At 45.3% G+C, this 16,310-nt stretch carries 13 protein-coding genes; 1 reads left to right on the top strand and 12 read right to left on the bottom strand.

Annotation, left to right across the window (positions count from 1 at the left end):
* The first annotated feature begins 230 nt into the window (after nt 1-230).
* Nucleotides 231-1,091: a hypothetical protein gene (locus tag DFP98_RS16755; protein WP_116061769.1), complete on the top strand. Its 861-nt coding sequence runs from the start codon at nt 231-233 to the stop codon at nt 1,089-1,091.
* A gap of 251 nt (nt 1,092-1,342) precedes the next feature.
* Here the strand turns inward: DFP98_RS16755 and DFP98_RS16745 are convergent, their stop codons facing one another.
* The 12 genes from DFP98_RS16745 to ltrA (DFP98_RS16685) form a co-directional block, all read right to left on the bottom strand.
* A complete protein-coding gene (locus DFP98_RS16745; RefSeq protein WP_116061767.1) occupies nt 1,343-3,532 on the bottom strand; it encodes a DNA cytosine methyltransferase in 2,190 nt (729 codons plus the stop codon).
* A gap of 62 nt (nt 3,533-3,594) precedes the next feature.
* Nucleotides 3,595-3,927 carry a hypothetical protein gene (locus DFP98_RS16740; RefSeq protein WP_116061766.1) on the bottom strand — a complete coding sequence of 111 codons (333 nt, stop codon included), beginning with the start codon at nt 3,925-3,927 and terminating at the stop codon, nt 3,595-3,597.
* A 2-nt stretch (nt 3,928-3,929) separates the two neighbouring features.
* Complete coding sequence (locus tag DFP98_RS16735) at nt 3,930-4,787, bottom strand: ThiF family adenylyltransferase (RefSeq protein ID WP_116061765.1); 858 nt, start codon at nt 4,785-4,787, stop codon at nt 3,930-3,932.
* Nucleotides 4,788-4,841: 54 nt separating this feature from the next.
* Entirely contained in the window at nt 4,842-6,134 is a 1,293-nt protein-coding gene (locus DFP98_RS16730; RefSeq protein WP_116061764.1) for a Mov34/MPN/PAD-1 family protein, read from the bottom strand.
* A gap of 58 nt (nt 6,135-6,192) precedes the next feature.
* Nucleotides 6,193-7,341: a hypothetical protein gene (locus DFP98_RS16725; protein ID WP_181917733.1), complete on the bottom strand. Its 1,149-nt coding sequence runs from the start codon at nt 7,339-7,341 to the stop codon at nt 6,193-6,195.
* On the bottom strand, nt 7,307-7,771 hold the full coding sequence (locus tag DFP98_RS16720; RefSeq protein ID WP_116061762.1) for a hypothetical protein: 465 nt from the start codon (nt 7,769-7,771) through the stop codon (nt 7,307-7,309). Before DFP98_RS16720 ends, DFP98_RS16725 begins: the two co-directional genes overlap by 35 nt.
* A complete protein-coding gene (locus DFP98_RS16715; protein ID WP_116061761.1) occupies nt 7,771-8,109 on the bottom strand; it encodes a hypothetical protein in 339 nt (112 codons plus the stop codon). Before DFP98_RS16715 ends, DFP98_RS16720 begins: the two co-directional genes overlap by 1 nt.
* Before the next feature lie 619 nt (nt 8,110-8,728).
* Complete coding sequence (locus DFP98_RS16710) at nt 8,729-9,469, bottom strand: hypothetical protein (protein ID WP_116061760.1); 741 nt, start codon at nt 9,467-9,469, stop codon at nt 8,729-8,731.
* Nucleotides 9,470-9,620: 151 nt separating this feature from the next.
* A complete protein-coding gene (locus tag DFP98_RS16705; RefSeq protein ID WP_116061759.1) occupies nt 9,621-10,355 on the bottom strand; it encodes a YecA family protein in 735 nt (244 codons plus the stop codon).
* A 163-nt stretch (nt 10,356-10,518) separates the two neighbouring features.
* Nucleotides 10,519-12,804, bottom strand: coding sequence for a helicase-related protein (locus tag DFP98_RS16700; protein ID WP_181917732.1), 2,286 nt, complete (start codon nt 12,802-12,804; stop codon nt 10,519-10,521).
* A 246-nt stretch (nt 12,805-13,050) separates the two neighbouring features.
* Entirely contained in the window at nt 13,051-14,976 is a 1,926-nt protein-coding gene (ltrA, locus tag DFP98_RS16690) for a group II intron reverse transcriptase/maturase (protein ID WP_181917731.1), read from the bottom strand.
* A 314-nt stretch (nt 14,977-15,290) separates the two neighbouring features.
* A partial coding sequence (ltrA, locus tag DFP98_RS16685; protein WP_116061757.1) for a group II intron reverse transcriptase/maturase occupies nt 15,291-16,310 on the bottom strand: 1,020 nt, incomplete at its 5' end.

Below are 16,310 nucleotides of genomic sequence, written 5' to 3'. Positions count from 1 at the left end.
TTGAGAGGAGTCGTATTATGAGGATCTTCCGGAAGAAGATACAAAGTAAAAAAACTGATAGGAACCAACCCAGGATTACAGGAAAACAGACGAAAAAAGCTCCTTCTGGTCGTTTTCTTTATGTTACAACGTTTCAAAGGCCAAGTAGTAAAGAATAAATGATAGGATACTATGCAGATCTCCCATTATATTCTATGATATTCAGTATGGGTAAAAAGGGAGGCGCAATTGTGACGGGTTTTCTTAAGTGGGCGTTAAGGGGTTTCCTATCCTTTCTCGGGATATTGTTCACCTTCGTTGTCATTAAGGTGATAAGAGATCGCTTGGTTGCATCCATTACCGGGAGTGTGCTTGATAGTGTGGTCGATTTTATGGCTTGGCCATTCAAGGCAATCGTTCAAATGATTCCTGATCACTCCGCAACCCCACCGCCGGGTGACTTTCCAAAGTGGACTTTTTTTGGTCTGAGCTTTTTTGTTGAAATCGTTTGGCTTGCGGGTCTATCTTCCATTCTGGTTTTCATATATTTTCTGATTTACAAAGGATTTAAGGGATATTATCCATTTACTGACAACCGCATTAAATGGATTGCATCTTCGGAAATGGCTGCTGCAGTTGCCGCTGTCGATGAGCGACCCGGCTCCGATAGTGCACTGGAAGCCGTTGACACCTTTCTCGATGCATTTAATAGCGGAGTCGCCTCCCTTCTCAACCTGAAGGAACACGAGTTCCGATCCTATTGGCTTGTTAAAACGAATAATGATAGAGAATACACTTCTGTAAGCACCTCCCAGCACTTAAACGAAAACGATATACATATCATTGAGGCTGCCTTACGACATCCTGGTAAGAAGACATTCGCAGATCGGCCGAACATCGTGCCGGGCAAGTATGAAAACTACCCAGTGGACTATGTTCTCTTTCAACGGAACAGTGGTAATTTTAGATTAGCTTACATCGTATTTGTCATGAAGAAGGATGCGATCACGATAAAACAACAGGAAGCCTTCTTTACAGCAACGGCTAATCTACTATATTTAGGACACGTGGACAAGTTTCCTGAAACTGTGCTAAAATTAAATAGAACCTAGTAAATTCTTCTGGAAAGGAGCGCGATTTTATGGCAAAAGCGATGTGGATAGGCCCTAAAAAGGGTAGAACGGTAAAGTCTCGATCCAAGTATTCTGGCCAGCGTGTATCCTTGGACTTCCAGATTCCTCCCGCCACTAGCGACGTAATCAAGGAATTAAACCTAGCGAAACTCCAGGTGGCTACTACAAAATCGAATACAAAGAAATAGATAAAAAACACTCCAGAATGATCTGGAGTGTTTTTCGCTTTACTACTGCATAAGTATGGCATATGTCCGCTCATCATCATCATGCGGATGTACCCAAACCTCTTCAAAACCCATCGTGAATTCTCCAACGCTGCTTATCATTAAAGCATCTAGAAAAACATTACCCACTTCTTCTGCAGCATCTGGAGGAATTGCGTTTCCGATATATTCTCTCGCTTTTGCCTCCGGGCAATCCACCAAGTCAAATGGAGTTCCATCTGGCAGTGTCATTGGAAGCGTCTGGATCGCACCAAGTTCCATCGTTGTTAAAGGCCTGTGCCAGGTCCCATCCGTTGAAAGAATGATAAATACTCCCCTATCGTCATCTGCAGGAATCTCCGAATCTGGTTCCCCCGCTCCCTCTAGATCCTCAAACGAGAACCAATCATCCGCCACAGCACTGGTTGCAGCGTGAATATCAGCTGAGCCAATAATGGTTTTTGCAGGCTCATCTGCGGGCATAACACCCATTGTGCCTGCACGAGGATTGCACGTAAGTCGCGGGTCATTGATACTAGGAGCCCCACTTTGAATGTCAGGCGCTCCAGTTATCGTTGCAGCTACGCCCAACCAATCTTCCATCTGCCATTTATTCGTGTACCGCCCACCACACGATGGCAACGGCAATCGAACATCGGCAATCGAGACTGGCGCATTCATTACACGTCCTTGACTCCGGATAGGATCCGAAACTCCATGCCAATCATTTACCCCATATCCACCAGGATACATATCTTTGACTTTTCCGGGATCAGCGATCGCAAACTGACCGCTACCAAGCCTTGTTCCCGTGACACAGGGAGCAGGGTCATCAACTGAGACAATTTTGTAGACGGCTGGATGTCTGCTTGCTCTCTCCTTGAGCGTCGGATCCGCAATGCACGCTGCACCATTGGTTGGTCCCGCGCTGCCCGTGATGCACGCTGCCGGTTCGTCGACCTGCATAATGCGCATCAAGTTTGCTTTTCCGTTACCTTCATTGATTTGAAAACGAGGATCCGAGATGGCCGAACATCCATTGCTTGTTCCTACACCCTGAGCACCCGTCACCGTTCGGGATGGCTTCTCCCAATCTCCAACTTCATATGCACCTGCACGCGGTAAGTGGCCAATACGGACATCTGCAACGGCTGAGGCATTGCTTCCTCCGACTCTTGATTTCCCAATCACTGCAGTTGATGGCTCGTCCCAATCCTGTACGCCCCAAGATCCTCCACCACGCGGGACATGTGTTAATCGGTAATTCCACCAATCTATTTTATTGAGATCTCTCCAATCTCCCTTTTTAGGAATCAAAGCAAGCCGCAGCCACGTCTTGAACGAAAGGTTGGGAAGCCGATTAAGCCTACCACCGTGAATCACATCACCAGGCAGGGGCAAATTACCCAGAACATCTCCAATCGTTCTGTGCTTTTTCTGTTCCGGCTTAAAGATAAAGCTCGTCATCACTCTTTCTAAACGCGCGACAAGCAAGTACCTTTTCCGGATTTGGCCAAGACCGCCGGTTAACCCTAAGTCATGGTCATAACCGGTGACTGCGTATCCCTTCCTTTTTAGTAAATCTACAATCTCCTTTAATATTTCTTTCCCGCGAGTTTTGATCCGCGGTACATTTTCAAGGGCAACGATTTTAGGAAGTGCATCACCGTACTGTTCGCATGCCTCTAGCGTGAGAGTCAGTCCACGAATGGTAAGCTGATTCAGTGCTTGATACTTCGCAGTCTTGCTGCTTTTCTCCGGCAACAATCCGCTGAACCCTTTACATGGCGGACTGGTCAAAATCAGATCCGGAACAATGTACCCGAATGCCTCCCAAAGATCCCAAGGTGTGCATTCTTTCCAATTTGCCGGCGGCCGCTTGCCATGAAAAGCAACGTACTGTTTGTAACTGAAGAGGTCTATGACTTTGCCTGTACCTTTATTCCCAGTCAGTCTTTCGTAGTTCTTGCTCGCGATCGGATCCGCGTCAATACTACAGAGCGATCTAAATCGCCCCACTGTTCCTTTGTAGTGGCCTCGTGAACGCTGAACGCCAATCGCTCCGCCGCCTACACCACCGAATAGGTATGCCACTGTAAATTCCGTTCGGACTTGTTCAGAGGGTGCTTTCCCACCATTACCCCAGTAGGAACCCGCGAAGTCAGCTTTACACACTGGAATGACATTAAATTTTGAAATAGGTTGAGCTCCCATTTTTTTCTCCTTTTATCAAGACAGAGGGCCGAAAAAAACAGCCCTCTCCCCGTCTAGTAATATTAGAAGTTCAGTTCCAATTGAAATAAGTTTCTCTTCTCTTTTAAAAGCTGCTTCAACAGGGAGACATACGGGACGCGGTTCTTTAGCAGCGCCCTGACAATGACACTGTATCTTGGAGAGCGCGGCGGAACTTTGTGCTGCAGGAAGATCCCTGCAAGCTCCTCGATCAGTCTAGCCTCATCATCCAAAATGATGTCACATCGAGCGATCGTCGTGTTTTCCCCTTCAAGCGACAGGCATTTAAACGAATAATCCCCATAACGATTCGGAGGATTCACTTTGATAATTTGAATACGTTCAGCTGATGGCCATTTGCACGCATTGGTCTCCATAGTTATCCCCCAATCAGGTGATCAAAGGCGGAAGCTTGTGCTTGACTCACATAGGTGGCGCGTGAGCCGCAAAATCTCGCGTCAAAATGCACTTGATGGATGAGAATAGCGCGTTCAGAAAGCAAGCTGGTTACCAGGTTGTTAGCGATCTGGGCGGCAAATTTGTTAGACATAAGTCTTTGAGGTTGTGACTCCACAACTGCGCCGCATCCAGGAACCCTTGAATCTGTATCAGTCAGGATCTCGGGATAAACCCCAGTAACGGGTTCCATGATGATTTCGCCCCGATACTTGAAGCCCACGACCACCTGTCCGTTATTCCCAGTATCGACTCGACCGGCCATCCCTCCCGGTCCCCGCTCCATTTGGATCGCGTGGACGCCAGCATCGATGTAGATTAACGTCTGGACGTTTGCGTCACGAAAATACGTGTCTACGATCTGCCGGGTAGCATTGTTGTCGACCATGGCAACGATTACGGGTATGAACTCTCCGCGGTTCGACGTATTCACCGGCATGAGTTCAGCGAGTTGCTGAGCATCCTGTATATAACCGGTATGCCTAAAGACCTCTAGGTCGTAGTGGCTGCCATATCGCTCCGCAAGACAAGTCACCTTGTACTCTCCAATCTCCTCCGATTCGAAGAGTTGGTTCCCCAAGTTTTTCTCTTCCACCTTGTCCCCATCAATCAACATGATGTGATCCAAGATGTACCTTTTTTCAGAATGATTCTGATTAGCATTGCTGTGCGTACGAAGGTCTTGACACAACCCCCGGAAATAGTGGCTACCATTTGCGCCGGCACCGACGATTGTGAATTGGTATATTGGCGTTGTGGGGAATTTAATTTCGCTTGGCATGAATACAACCTCCTTTGTAGACAAAAGAGGTCCAATAATGGACCCCTTTTTCCTCTATTCCCGCTCAACGCAAGCCAGCCACTCGAGTGGAAATTGATCTGAGTAAGTTACATCCGAAAAATCGAACAATTCTTTTGCCGACACTTCGTAATGCTGGCCGTTAAAACCTGCCCTAAAGCGCATATCAATCATCGGTAAGTTTAACCTACCAATGACGCCATAGACGGCAAATGCTTTATCATTAGCATCATCCTGTCCCGAAAAATCCGCTGGCCAGAGATGGTGTGAATGAATATAAACAACTATCCTCGTGTCCGGATCGTCCAAAAAATGAGGGAAATCAGCCCTGACTTCCGCCAAAGAAACTCTTTGTCTTGGACAATGGAGTGCATACGAATGCTTTTCCTTGTTCCAAGTAATGTAGACCGCCGCTTCAACTGGAGGTTCCTGCTGTGCAAAGTGTTTGAAAAACGCTACCGTTTGGACTAGAAATTCCCCTGGAATTTTGTCCAAGTTCAAATGGAATCCTTCTGGTGGTATATCGAGCTCCCTAATTAACTGCGAAGGCGCTACGATACGCATGAAGTCATCCTCACGGACGTCAAATAACCTACCTTGCCTACCAGCAACAACCCCAATTGGAGGTTTGTCGGTATCTTTGAGATAATCTTGCCATTTCCAATACAATCGCCTGGTTCCTGTCGAATATGCGCCCCACTTTCCGTTTGTTACAGCCGGAAACAGACGCTTATTTTCTCGGTCAACCCTCCATGAAATGGCTTCTGACGATGCGAATTCGAAATAGTCGTAGGCGAAAGCTTGTTCGATCATTGCGATCGTCATATCTCCATCGTAAAGGTCTTCAGGTTTCTTTTCCTTTTTCGCAATATTCTTCTCCCTAACTTCACCGGAATCCTCATCAATATCAAGATTGTCTTCTTCTTCCACAGTTTCACTTTGAACCTTGTCGTTAGAGTTCTCTTGTTTCTCTCTCGCCTTCAGAATGTCAGCTCGAACGTCTTCTGGCACTTTTGTCCACAAAGCCTCTTTAACCTTTTCCAAAGGAGTTTCATCCCCCATATCCACCAGCTGCCTCGCATAACGTTCAACTTCAAACGTGTGGGTAGCGTAGTGGATCGTCCAACCCTGAACTGGAATCGGCATTTTCCGAATACCTTCGCGCGTGGAGTACTTTTGCTTTGCAGTTTCTGACTTTCGAGCTTGTGCTGTGGTTGCCTTCGAAGCGGTTGACTTCACATCAACATTCTTCTTATCCTTTGATTTTGTGGACGACTGTGATGTCTCCACTTCAATTCCAAGCAATGCAAATAGATCAGATTGGCTCATTATTAGGCACCCCAAATAAAGAGGGGTTTCCCTCCCTTATTGTGTAATTTTCTATTCCTTAGTCCTCAATTTTTAAGAGTTCCCCGATGTTTACATCTAGGGAGACGAGCAATTGATCTTCGAACTCCCGACCACTCATCAAGGTGAGGATTGCTCGGTAATCCATATCTCCGGTTTTTGGGTAAAGATGAAAGTTCCGTTCTCCATTCATAAAAATGTCCGGAAATGATTCTAGCTGCCGAACCTTATCAATGTTGGGAAAAGTACTCCAACAACACTTCCCGTTACCATAGACATTTGAATAAGGATATCGGTAAAGGAGCGTTTTCTCAGTAATCACGGTATCTTTTACTGCAAAAAGGAATGCCTCTATGCTAGGTTTCTCCTTCTTCAATTTGAACACGTAAATTAATGCTGGGTGCCCAACAGAAGGATACTCCGTGCCAATAAGATTTACATCTATCATTTGCTTGTGTACTCGTATGGCGATGATCTCCTCTTGCCGTCGTTTCGAGTAAAATATGCAATTGCTCGGTAGAATGGGCGTGTTGATTACCAGTTCGTCCAAATGAGCCAAAGCATAATTCATAACCGATTCTTGCGATACTCTCTCCGCAAGAAACGTCCACATTTCATTAATGCTCTCATGTGAGCGAACATACTTAAAAATCGTATCCAATATCGATTGCACCAGCCCTATGTTTGGTGAATCAAAAAATTGAACAGATTCCAGCAAGTACTTCGCCAACTTTGCAACAGCCTCTGGATCCAATACGTTTTCCGCCTTAGCAAGAATCCCTTGAAATAGACGTCGATATGCGTCTGAATCCAATTCTGTATTAGTTAGATTTTTACACATCACACGAAGTAGCTCAGAGAAATCATAAGCATACGTTCGCTTGGTGTGAGAATAAGCAGAATCTCTCATATGCTTGAGAAGTTCATTGAACCATATTTCTCCATAGTTTTTATCGCTTTGCTCATCAAGGAAGGAAAAAAGGCTGTCGAATATGTTATAAGGCCCTTCACTTCTGGCAGTAAATGCTTCGAAAATCATCCAATCATCTGCATTTTTAATCATCAAACGCATGAGATCGGCTGGGTTAACGGAATATTTGTTGATGATGTTACCGTTTAATTCCCGTTCAACAATCGGGAAAGTACGCCCGGATTCATCCAATATTAACCTTGTTCTTTTTTCGTTCATCTCTTGCATACCTCTTCACCTTCCTTGTCATTATCGACTCATTCCAGAGTTTAGCTAGTTCCACAAAATCCTCGAACATCAAATGAAGTTTAGGATAATGGGTTGAAAATTCAAATTGAACCCCTAGCTTACTCACCTTAAATTCAGTCTCTGTCCACTCATCCGAAAAGGCATGACTCTTTAGCAGTGCTCTCAGGTCATATATATCTTTTCGAGAAAGTGGCCCAGTTAACACGATTTTATCCATGTTTTCCTGTATGGACTCTCCAAATAAGGCTTTGAGAAAGTAAGATTGGATTGGATCCCCTACTTTCCAGCTCGGATCAACCGAAAACCCAAACTCCATCATCTTTTTGACCATGATGACGTTTGACAACATACATAAATAGTCATCTAGTTCATTGTAAGAAAGGCTAAAAAAGCTACTCATTAAATAAGTCTCCTTTTCCGGATGCCATGCGGCTTAGAATCCGAAAAAATCTTTGACATTCCGTGTGTTCGGTTTAGGTCCATAATCGGGCAATAAGCATTAAACAGTTCGTAAAAATCCTCGTCGTTGTCAATTGTGTAAAAGTACCGCAGTTCTTCGTACAGCTCTTCCATGTGTTCCAAAGAAACTGTGTGAAATGCAGATAGCTCTTGGATAACCGGCTTTCTTAGAAATAGGAGATCATCAAGAAGAGCTAACCCTTGCTCAATTCGGATGAGATTTTTAGGGCTATCGATCTTTACTGACTCCAATTCTTCCACAAATGCAAGTACGTTCATGCCGCTTAGCTCCTTTTCATGAAATAAAAAAAACGACAATCCTTCCGCTTCATTGCGGAAAAAGTGCCGTCTTTTATAGATATCTCTATATGTAAAACGCCCATGATTGAGCGATGCCTTCGATCACCAATAAAGGTTTTCGAGATAAGCAGCCGCAATCATAGGCGTGTGATTTTTGCTTAAATGCCAGAGGCAGTCGGTTTCTAATGTGATTGTAACATATCTAAAGCTGAAGATAAAAGCCTTACCTTTACATCATTTTAATTGGCCTTTAGAAGAAATTTGAACCACTTTGGCTTAGTAGGTCTTGGTGATTGATAAGACGTAGCAGATTATAAGAATCATTTACGTTCCTGTCCGGCTGCAAGTTGACGATCCTGCTTATTGTGGCTTCGTCTGCAGTTGCTGAAGATGACTGCTATTGCGGCAAGGGGATCGCACGGAGACGTAGGTTTCATTCAAAGGAACCAGTATGCGAGCTGCAGCTCCTCGCTTCCTGCCGCTTTCTGCACCTCGGATTTGCCCGGCTTCATCCAGATGAACTAGGAAGTGACCAGCAGTTGAGCCCCTCTCGGCTGTTGCCGCCCAGCTGCGCAGCCCGGACGAGACGTCATGAATTTCAATCTATTATGCCTTCTTTGGAGCTATCTCTTAACCTATGCAATTGTGTTTCGACTTCTTTGATTTCTTGATCAAGATTGCGAATTAGCGATTTATTGTATAACAGATGTGTCATCGGCTTTACGAAAGCCCCTCCCCTTAAGACACCGTCGATACCAATTACATCCCCTTCCAGTGTCACAACCTTGCATCGTTGTTTCGTCTTGTTGGAGACTTCATTTGCAGCTTTTAGATCTTCAACGATAAGAACATCACCGAGTAAGTGGGTGAATACCGGCAGATACGCCTCATCTACTGTAACAAGTTCAATTGCTTTCCCCAAATATCCTTTTGTCCGCAAAGCCTTTTGAAGAACTGTATCATCAATGGTTTTTCCAACAACTCGATCCAATGACAAAAACGCAACACTTCCAGACTGGCGCTTCTTTAGATATGCAATTGCATTTGCAGCACTTTCAAAATTCTCAATCAGAACATAATCGGATACATCACCTAAAATAGAAATCATAGCAATTAAATATTTCTCTGGAAAATCGATATAGTCGGCAACTATACCACATACTCCATCAAGAAGCCTGCGACGTCCTGCTAGTAGAACGTCGCGTGCTCCTTTTGATACACGATCGTAGGATTCACATAACTCCAGAAGTGTATTTTTTCTTGAGATGATCGCTTCTAATTTTCTTTGCAACTGAATAATTTGACTATTCATTTCTTCTTTAGAAACAGGCTGATTCATCTCTGCTTCAACTCCTGCTATCTACTTTATAAATTTCGAACTCCACTATAACCATCAATCATCCCGATCAGGTCAAATTATCGAGAATCGCGGTTTCCTCCAACTCATCACTACTCCAGAATTAAAAATAGTTCGAGCATTAACTTCAACATTATGTCATTGGGAGCATTACTGGTATTGGTTGAGATCCGTTCTGGTAGTCAAAAGCCCGATTAATATTCGTCCTAACTGTGTATGCGACCCGCATGAAATCATACATTAGTGCCTTAATATGCAATTCAGGAGGAAGAAGATATCCTTCGATTTTCGATGAAGAGTCATTTTGGTATCGGGCTGCAACTCTATGGTTTCCATCGACTGCCCATTGTTCGATAGTATGAGCTATATTGTATTCAATCACGTAAATTGGGTTAGTATTTGATCGTGCATATATTAGTTTTTTTTGTTTAAGAGCCGAAGAATTAACAAACTTATTTAAATCCGCAACATAAAAATTTTGTGTTTGTAGGTTATATACTTCAATCAGATGCTCAACTGCTGGAATGCTCCAGGCGAAAACGATCTTCCCTAATCTCCCGAGATGTTCACGATTATAAATTTGCTTGCCTGGTATGTGACTGGGGTTCCTTACTATATCTACCTGCGCTGCCGCTTTAACTGCACTTCTTAATTCTCGAACAAGCGTTTGGTGATTTGGAAAATGGTTTAACATTCCCTCATTGTCGTATATGTCGATTTGAGCTAGTAGATTTTTAACAGTGGTGTCCCTCATAAGTTGAATCTCTTGTAATGAAGGTTCCGTATGAACTGATTCACCGATATGACAGTGCTTGAATTTCTTTCCGCTTCCACACGGACAGGGATCATTCCTACCAATATTCGTCATGCCTGCTCCTCCGTTTATTGTCTATTTTGAGATTTCGATACCAAATCCTAATATCGCAAAGAATTAAATCAAATTATACCTCAAATACTAGATTAGTTGGAGAAATCTACTCATTTCAAACAAAGAAGAACCATGAGCCAACCTAGGCTCATGGTCCAACTTCTTACCCAAAATCCCACATCAGCTGATTTTCGTGAGTAGGAATTTGTTTTTTTAATATCTTTCTTGGCTCATCCACAATCAGCTCCGCGAAAGTCAATATTCTGATTTCTTCCTCTAGGTTGATGACATTGTTCGACAAAATTCGCGTTGTTGCTGAAGTTTCTGCTTGTACTTCTTGCCTGATGAGAAGATCATTCATTAGGTCGATTGTTCTCGTTTCGCCAATTTCCTTAATGATTGGTTTTTTCGATCTTTCTTGATGCCATTGAGCAGGGTCAATGCCACACAGTTTTAGCGTTTCGTCAGCCAATCGTTGCATCCGTTCGGAAAGCACGTCCTTAAAATTCGCTTCTGCGATCATTTCAATGCCGGCCATTTCCTTCGCGGCGAGTGTAGTCCACGCTTTTGCAACATCGGCACCAGCGAAACAAGATGCTAGATCTCTAGCCAACGAAGACTGGGAATCGATAGAAAAAGAGGCTAGTTCTGATTTATCAAGCCTACCCTCTACCATCAATGCATGGCCGCGGGCGCTCATGATATGCATGAATTGTTTCATTTGCTGCGAACGATTGTAGATCGGGTAGTAGACCCGACATTCGCGATCTTGTCCGATTCTCCATGCTCGCCTAGACGATTGCCGGACTGTACTCACTTCATAACTTAATTGATTATAAATGATGGTTGGCCAATACATCATGTCAAGACCAACTTCAACAAGCTTCATGGCGCAGATTATTACCGGATATTCTTCTGCTTCATATTCAGCCAATCGCTGTGTCCGAAGCTCAGTATTAGGCTCATTCAATATTTTACATCGAACACCCATCCGCTGAAGAATTTCTTCAACGCGTTCGTTCATGTTATACGAACCGGTGAACTGATTAAAAATGATGCAGCGCCTACCTTCGGACAGTTCACTCTGGACAGTTTCGACAAGCCATCTTTCTTTGGCATGGAGCATCGAGCCATCTCCAAGTGCAGGAGCTGTATATGCTGACTGTCCGAGTCTTACGATCATTTCTTGGTCAGGACGAGCAGAATACATGAGCGTGGCCGGATTAAACTTTGACCAAGCTCCTGGCGTACCCGAAGCACCACTCGCTTTTTTGCATGCTTCATGTAGTGTGTTATGAAATTTGGTATAATGCTCACCGTGCCCCTCATCCATATCGAGGAATACGGGGTACTCTTTCAATTCTACAAGTGGTAACCCGAGATCCGGAAGTTCAAGAAAAGCTGACTTGTGTAGCAGAAATTGCGCTGTGAGCTGCGGCGCTATTCCTGGGGCCTCCTTGGTCTGAACACTTCTTTTATTTCTTCGCGTTATAACACCTTCGTCTCCACCCTCCTCTTTGATAACCTGCTCCAGCTTACCGAATCTCGACGCCCACTCAACCGAACCAGTTTGATAATCCACACCTGCTTCAAGCAAAGAACGCGGATCCGTCCGCCAAAGCAACTCCTTTATAGACGTCGACTTGCCATTGGTAATCGTTCCGGTTAACATAAGTGTTCGTTTTGCAGACTTTACCATTTGTGCAAAGGCGTCGCCTCGACCACTGTCTTCTGACTTACACATATGCGCTTCATCGCAGATGTAAAGAGCAAAATATCCTTTCAATCGCTTTAGTACCTGACTGATATTTACACGCGATCGATTCCTGGATTCACCTAAAGAGTGGATCGCTGGTCGCCACAGTCTTTCTCCGCATATGCGATCCGGATTTTCCTCTTTCCCTTCCCTGGTTGCATCTACACCTGTTAAGGGAAAGGAATGCTCGCAGAATTTTGGGAGTTTAGAGTGACGCTTCCACTTGATTTTTATTCCTTTTGGAAGCCCATTTGGTAGTAGCTCTCCTTGTCGCCGCGCAATTTCAAGCTCTTGTGCTGAAACCATTGGAACATCGGCGAATGTGTCCCACGGGGCTGGTACTAATTCGGATTTATCGTCACCTTCATCCAGTGGGACCAGTATGGGCTTTCCGCATCCTGGACAATGCCAAGCATATTCAAAAGTACCCAATTCATCTTCGAGAGGTACATTGTACATACGCTTCCAGATGCCTCCGAAATAAATCTCAGAACCCAATTTTGCTTTATCTATGCCCACCAGGGTAAACTCAAGTTTTTTAGGCTTATACCCCTGCCGAACACGCTTTAGCAAAGCTAAAGCATCATTCCCGCTCCGGATGATGTTGACTTCAATGTCTGGAACGGTTTTTAGTAGCTCCTTACTTTTCCATTTTGGCAGCGTGATTGCGGGAGCAGACAACAAGACCGCCATTCCTGACTTTCCCGTTCGCCTCTTTTTCCGTTGGTGCATAACATGCGCAGCGCCCCCAGCCATAATTGATTATAGCGATAGGTAAGGCTTTGATATGATCTCCGCCTTTTCCCCCGCTCCACACCGTGCATGCACCTTTCGATGCACACGGCGTTCCATCGAGAAGGTTAGAACCCATCTCATCAGAGTGTGTTCAGTGGCTGGCTTAATCCTTACGGATATAAGCTGCCAACTCTTTGAACTTATTCATGTCTCCTGCTTTGAAAGCCTTTCTCTGTACCTGATAACCTTAGCTGCCGCCTTTCTCTCAACTAAAGCATTAGGGTCAAGGTTGTCGTCATGTATAAGACCGTGGCATCTCGAACATAGCGTAGCGAGGTTATTAACCTTGTTAACGATCATTACTGGTAAGGATGGGTTAATGTGATGGCAGTCGTAGTTGCCCGGAAGTACAGGCTGATCACAGCATTTGCACTTCCCTTTATCCCTAAGGTAGGCGTATTCCCGATTCATCACAAACTCAAAGTTGTAGTAGTGTGAGCCTCTGTCTGAAGTTTTCATCCAGATAACTCGTTCTAAGAGTTCGTTGTATGAATAAATCGTGCCCATTCGCAGAAGGGGAAGCAAACTCCCCGTTTTCTGGTGGTGTAGCCTACGCCCTTCTTTGGAATAAGGGGTAAGTGCTAGATTAACCTTCAGAGCTGTCTGGCTGGGAGTGAAGGAGAACTTCGTAACCCCAATCCATATGCCGTCCACTGGGACAGCAAAAATCATATCTGATCGGTTTTCATGGCGGTTCTTACGATTCCCACTGTCTTTCGCTTTGCACATCCAATCTCTTTTGAGCCCGGCGTAGAATCTACACTTCGTGTTGCTAAACACCTTATAGGTTTGGTAGACAATCCGCTTGTCCCACGATTTAAAGAAATTGGAGCAGTTCGCATAGGAATAGTAGTTAGTAAGTCCGACAATCTTGCTGTTCACTTTCTCGATCTGCAGCGCAGCGTCCCGCAAATCTCTCTTGTTGCGAAGGAGAATATTGAGGTGCCTGATTTCCCGTCCAATCTCTCTTACCTTCTCCGTAGACTTGGCGATGTTGGGAATGAACTTCCCAACGACTTGCTCGGAACCGGGTGAGCGAGATTTCTCAGCAAAAATTTCGAATCCAAGGAATTTTGCTCGCTGTTTGCGAATGTCCGTGATCAAGGTCTTTTCTCGAGATAATTCAAGTTTGAGGCAGTGTTTGAAGTATTTCTCCACCTGCGACAAAACTGACTCTGCTTGATGCTTGCTCTTGCAGAGGATAACCCAGTCGTCAGCATAACGGATCAGGAAAATGTCTGTGTGCCGTTTGCGTACTTTCGTTAAGCCCTTCTTAGAGGGGTCAGGCACCGTATATCTTGCTGGGTGCTCAACGAATTTATGGGCTATCATCCAGTCAAATGCGTTAAGGTAGATGTTGGCTAGTAGCGGCGATATAATGCCGCCTTGTGGAGAACCTACGTCTGACTTTAGAAGTCGTCCGTCTTCTTCCATGACCCCTGCCTTAAGCATTTTCTTGATGATCGCGAGAACACGCTTATCCTTAATCCCTATGTTCCAGAGCATCGAAATGAGCTTGTTGTGGTCGATGTTATCGAAGAAGCCCATAATGTCTCCTTCGATGACCCAGTATGTTCCGTTCCGGCGTATTCGTTCTATGATTTCAGCCATTGCTTGACTAGCATCACGCATCGGACGAAACCCGAACGAATATTGATAGAATTTGGCTTCCGCGATAGGCTCAATGACCATTCGTGTGACCTCTTGAATAATCCTATCAATCATCACTGGTATCCCTAGTGGTCTCATCTTTGATGATCCGGCTTTAGGGATGTATTTGCGCCGTACCGGGCGAGGCCGGTAGTTAAGGATTTCGCGGCGGACAATTGCTATTAACCGGCTATAAGGCATTTGCAGGAAATGAACAATCGTCTTACCGTCAATCCCAGCGGTCATACTCCCTTTGTTCGATTTGATGTTGTGTATGGCCGACATGATAGTCTGCTCATTGCACATCAGATCGATCAGGTTATAGAAAGGTTCCTTCTTTGCTTTCGCAAGAGCATACATTGTATCTAAGGTTTCCCTTAGACCTCGTTCATTAAGAATTTCACGTCCGTTTACCTTCACAACATACACCTCCCGCTACCGGTGTTCCGGCGACTTCATGATGTATGCCTGCGAATTAGCTGTTTGACTCCCACCATCCGAAGGGATGGGTTCGTGTAGACGTGAATGCTTCAAAGAGTTCCCTCCCGACTAGCTCCCTTCGCTCCTATTGGTTTTTCCCCTCGCTGTCACTTCCGCGGTCTTCGTCCGCTTTATAGACAGGTCATCAGGCCAATGATCATCACTGTAGAGTCGAAGGAGGTCGGCTTGCGCCTTCCTCCGTCCGCTCGTTCAAACGGATCGTGCAGTTTTCCCGCAATCCGCTTTCCTTCATGTCACCCTCTGGGTGCAGTTCGTAGGTTCAGATCTGGTATTAACGACAGGAGGTTCACCAATTTGTACTTGGAATAGAGGATGGATTCATGCAGCCTTTTCCATCCCGGATTGCGCCAACGTTTAAAGTGGTGACTCCAAACTCGTCGGACAATCCAGCGTTGGAGTCGGTTGAAGAGTTTCCTAACGTGGGCTTTACGGAAATAGTTGCCCCATCCCCGTATGACAGGGTTGATGGAGTCGATGAGTTCAAAGACGGTCAGCGGAATGCGTCTGCGTGTCCGGGCTCGGATGGTGTCCCTGAACGATTGGATTGACTTCTCCTTGGGGAAAGCATAGATGTTCATCTTCGTTTGCTTCTTCACCTTTTCCCTCGGCAGCGTCAATCCCTTTCCTCGCTTCAGCTTATATCCCAAGAACTCGAATCCCCATTTAATATGGGTAATCCTTGTTTTCTCCGGATGAAGCGTCAATCCGAGCGATTCCAGTATCGTTCTGGCATCTCTTAACGCCTTCGCGGCTTCCGCCTGCGTTTTGCAAAGGACGACCCAATCGTCGGCAAAACGCGTCAGACGATATCCTTTGTCTGTCATCTCATGATCGAAGCGATTGAGGTAAATGTTGCTAAACAACGGACTTGCGACACTGCCTTGCGGTGTGCCGCTGGGCGTTTCGTATTTTTTTCCGCCTTCCATGTACCCGGCTTCGAGCATTTGTCTGACCAAATTAAGGATTCTCCCGTCGCTGATTTGCTCGGCGATCATGTCAATAAGCGGCTCATGATGCACCGTCCCGAAGAAGTCCCGCAAGTCCGCGTCCACAACCCATTCGTATCCGTCCATCAGTTCGCGATAGATTTTCCGCATCGCTTGGTGGGTCGAGCGGCCCGGCCGGTACCCGAAACTGCATTCGCTGAATAAGGGTTCGAAGATCGGTTCCAACCTGTTTTTCAGTGCCTGTTGGCACACCCTGTCCCGTATGGTCGGGATGCCCAGCGGACGTTTCTCCTTGGGCTTTCCCTT

Source organism: Cohnella phaseoli, assembly GCF_003386235.1.
Lineage (GTDB): Bacteria > Bacillota > Bacilli > Paenibacillales > Paenibacillaceae > Cohnella > Cohnella phaseoli.
This window is presented reverse-complemented; position numbering and strand designations above follow the sequence as displayed.

Bases quoted from the DNA above. Each gene is read 5' to 3' on its own strand.
- DFP98_RS16720 (WP_116061762.1), bottom strand. From the start codon at position 7,771: ATGAGTAGCTTTTTTAGCCTTTCTTACAATGAACTAGATGACTATTTA.
- DFP98_RS16715 (WP_116061761.1), bottom strand. From the start codon at position 8,109: ATGAACGTACTTGCATTTGTGGAAGAATTGGAGTCAGTAAAGATCGAT.
- DFP98_RS16740 (WP_116061766.1), bottom strand. From the start codon at position 3,927: ATGGAGACCAATGCGTGCAAATGGCCATCAGCTGAACGTATTCAAATT.
- DFP98_RS16705 (WP_116061759.1), bottom strand. From the start codon at position 10,355: ATGACGAATATTGGTAGGAATGATCCCTGTCCGTGTGGAAGCGGAAAG.
- DFP98_RS16725 (WP_181917733.1), bottom strand. From the start codon at position 7,341: ATGAACGAAAAAAGAACAAGGTTAATATTGGATGAATCCGGGCGTACT.
- DFP98_RS16730 (WP_116061764.1), bottom strand. From the start codon at position 6,134: ATGAGCCAATCTGATCTATTTGCATTGCTTGGAATTGAAGTGGAGACA.
- DFP98_RS16700 (WP_181917732.1), bottom strand. From the start codon at position 12,804: ATGGCGGTCTTGTTGTCTGCTCCCGCAATCACGCTGCCAAAATGGAAA.
- DFP98_RS16745 (WP_116061767.1), bottom strand. From the start codon at position 3,532: ATGGGAGCTCAACCTATTTCAAAATTTAATGTCATTCCAGTGTGTAAA.
- DFP98_RS16710 (WP_116061760.1), bottom strand. From the start codon at position 9,469: ATGAATCAGCCTGTTTCTAAAGAAGAAATGAATAGTCAAATTATTCAG.
- DFP98_RS16735 (WP_116061765.1), bottom strand. From the start codon at position 4,787: ATGCCAAGCGAAATTAAATTCCCCACAACGCCAATATACCAATTCACA.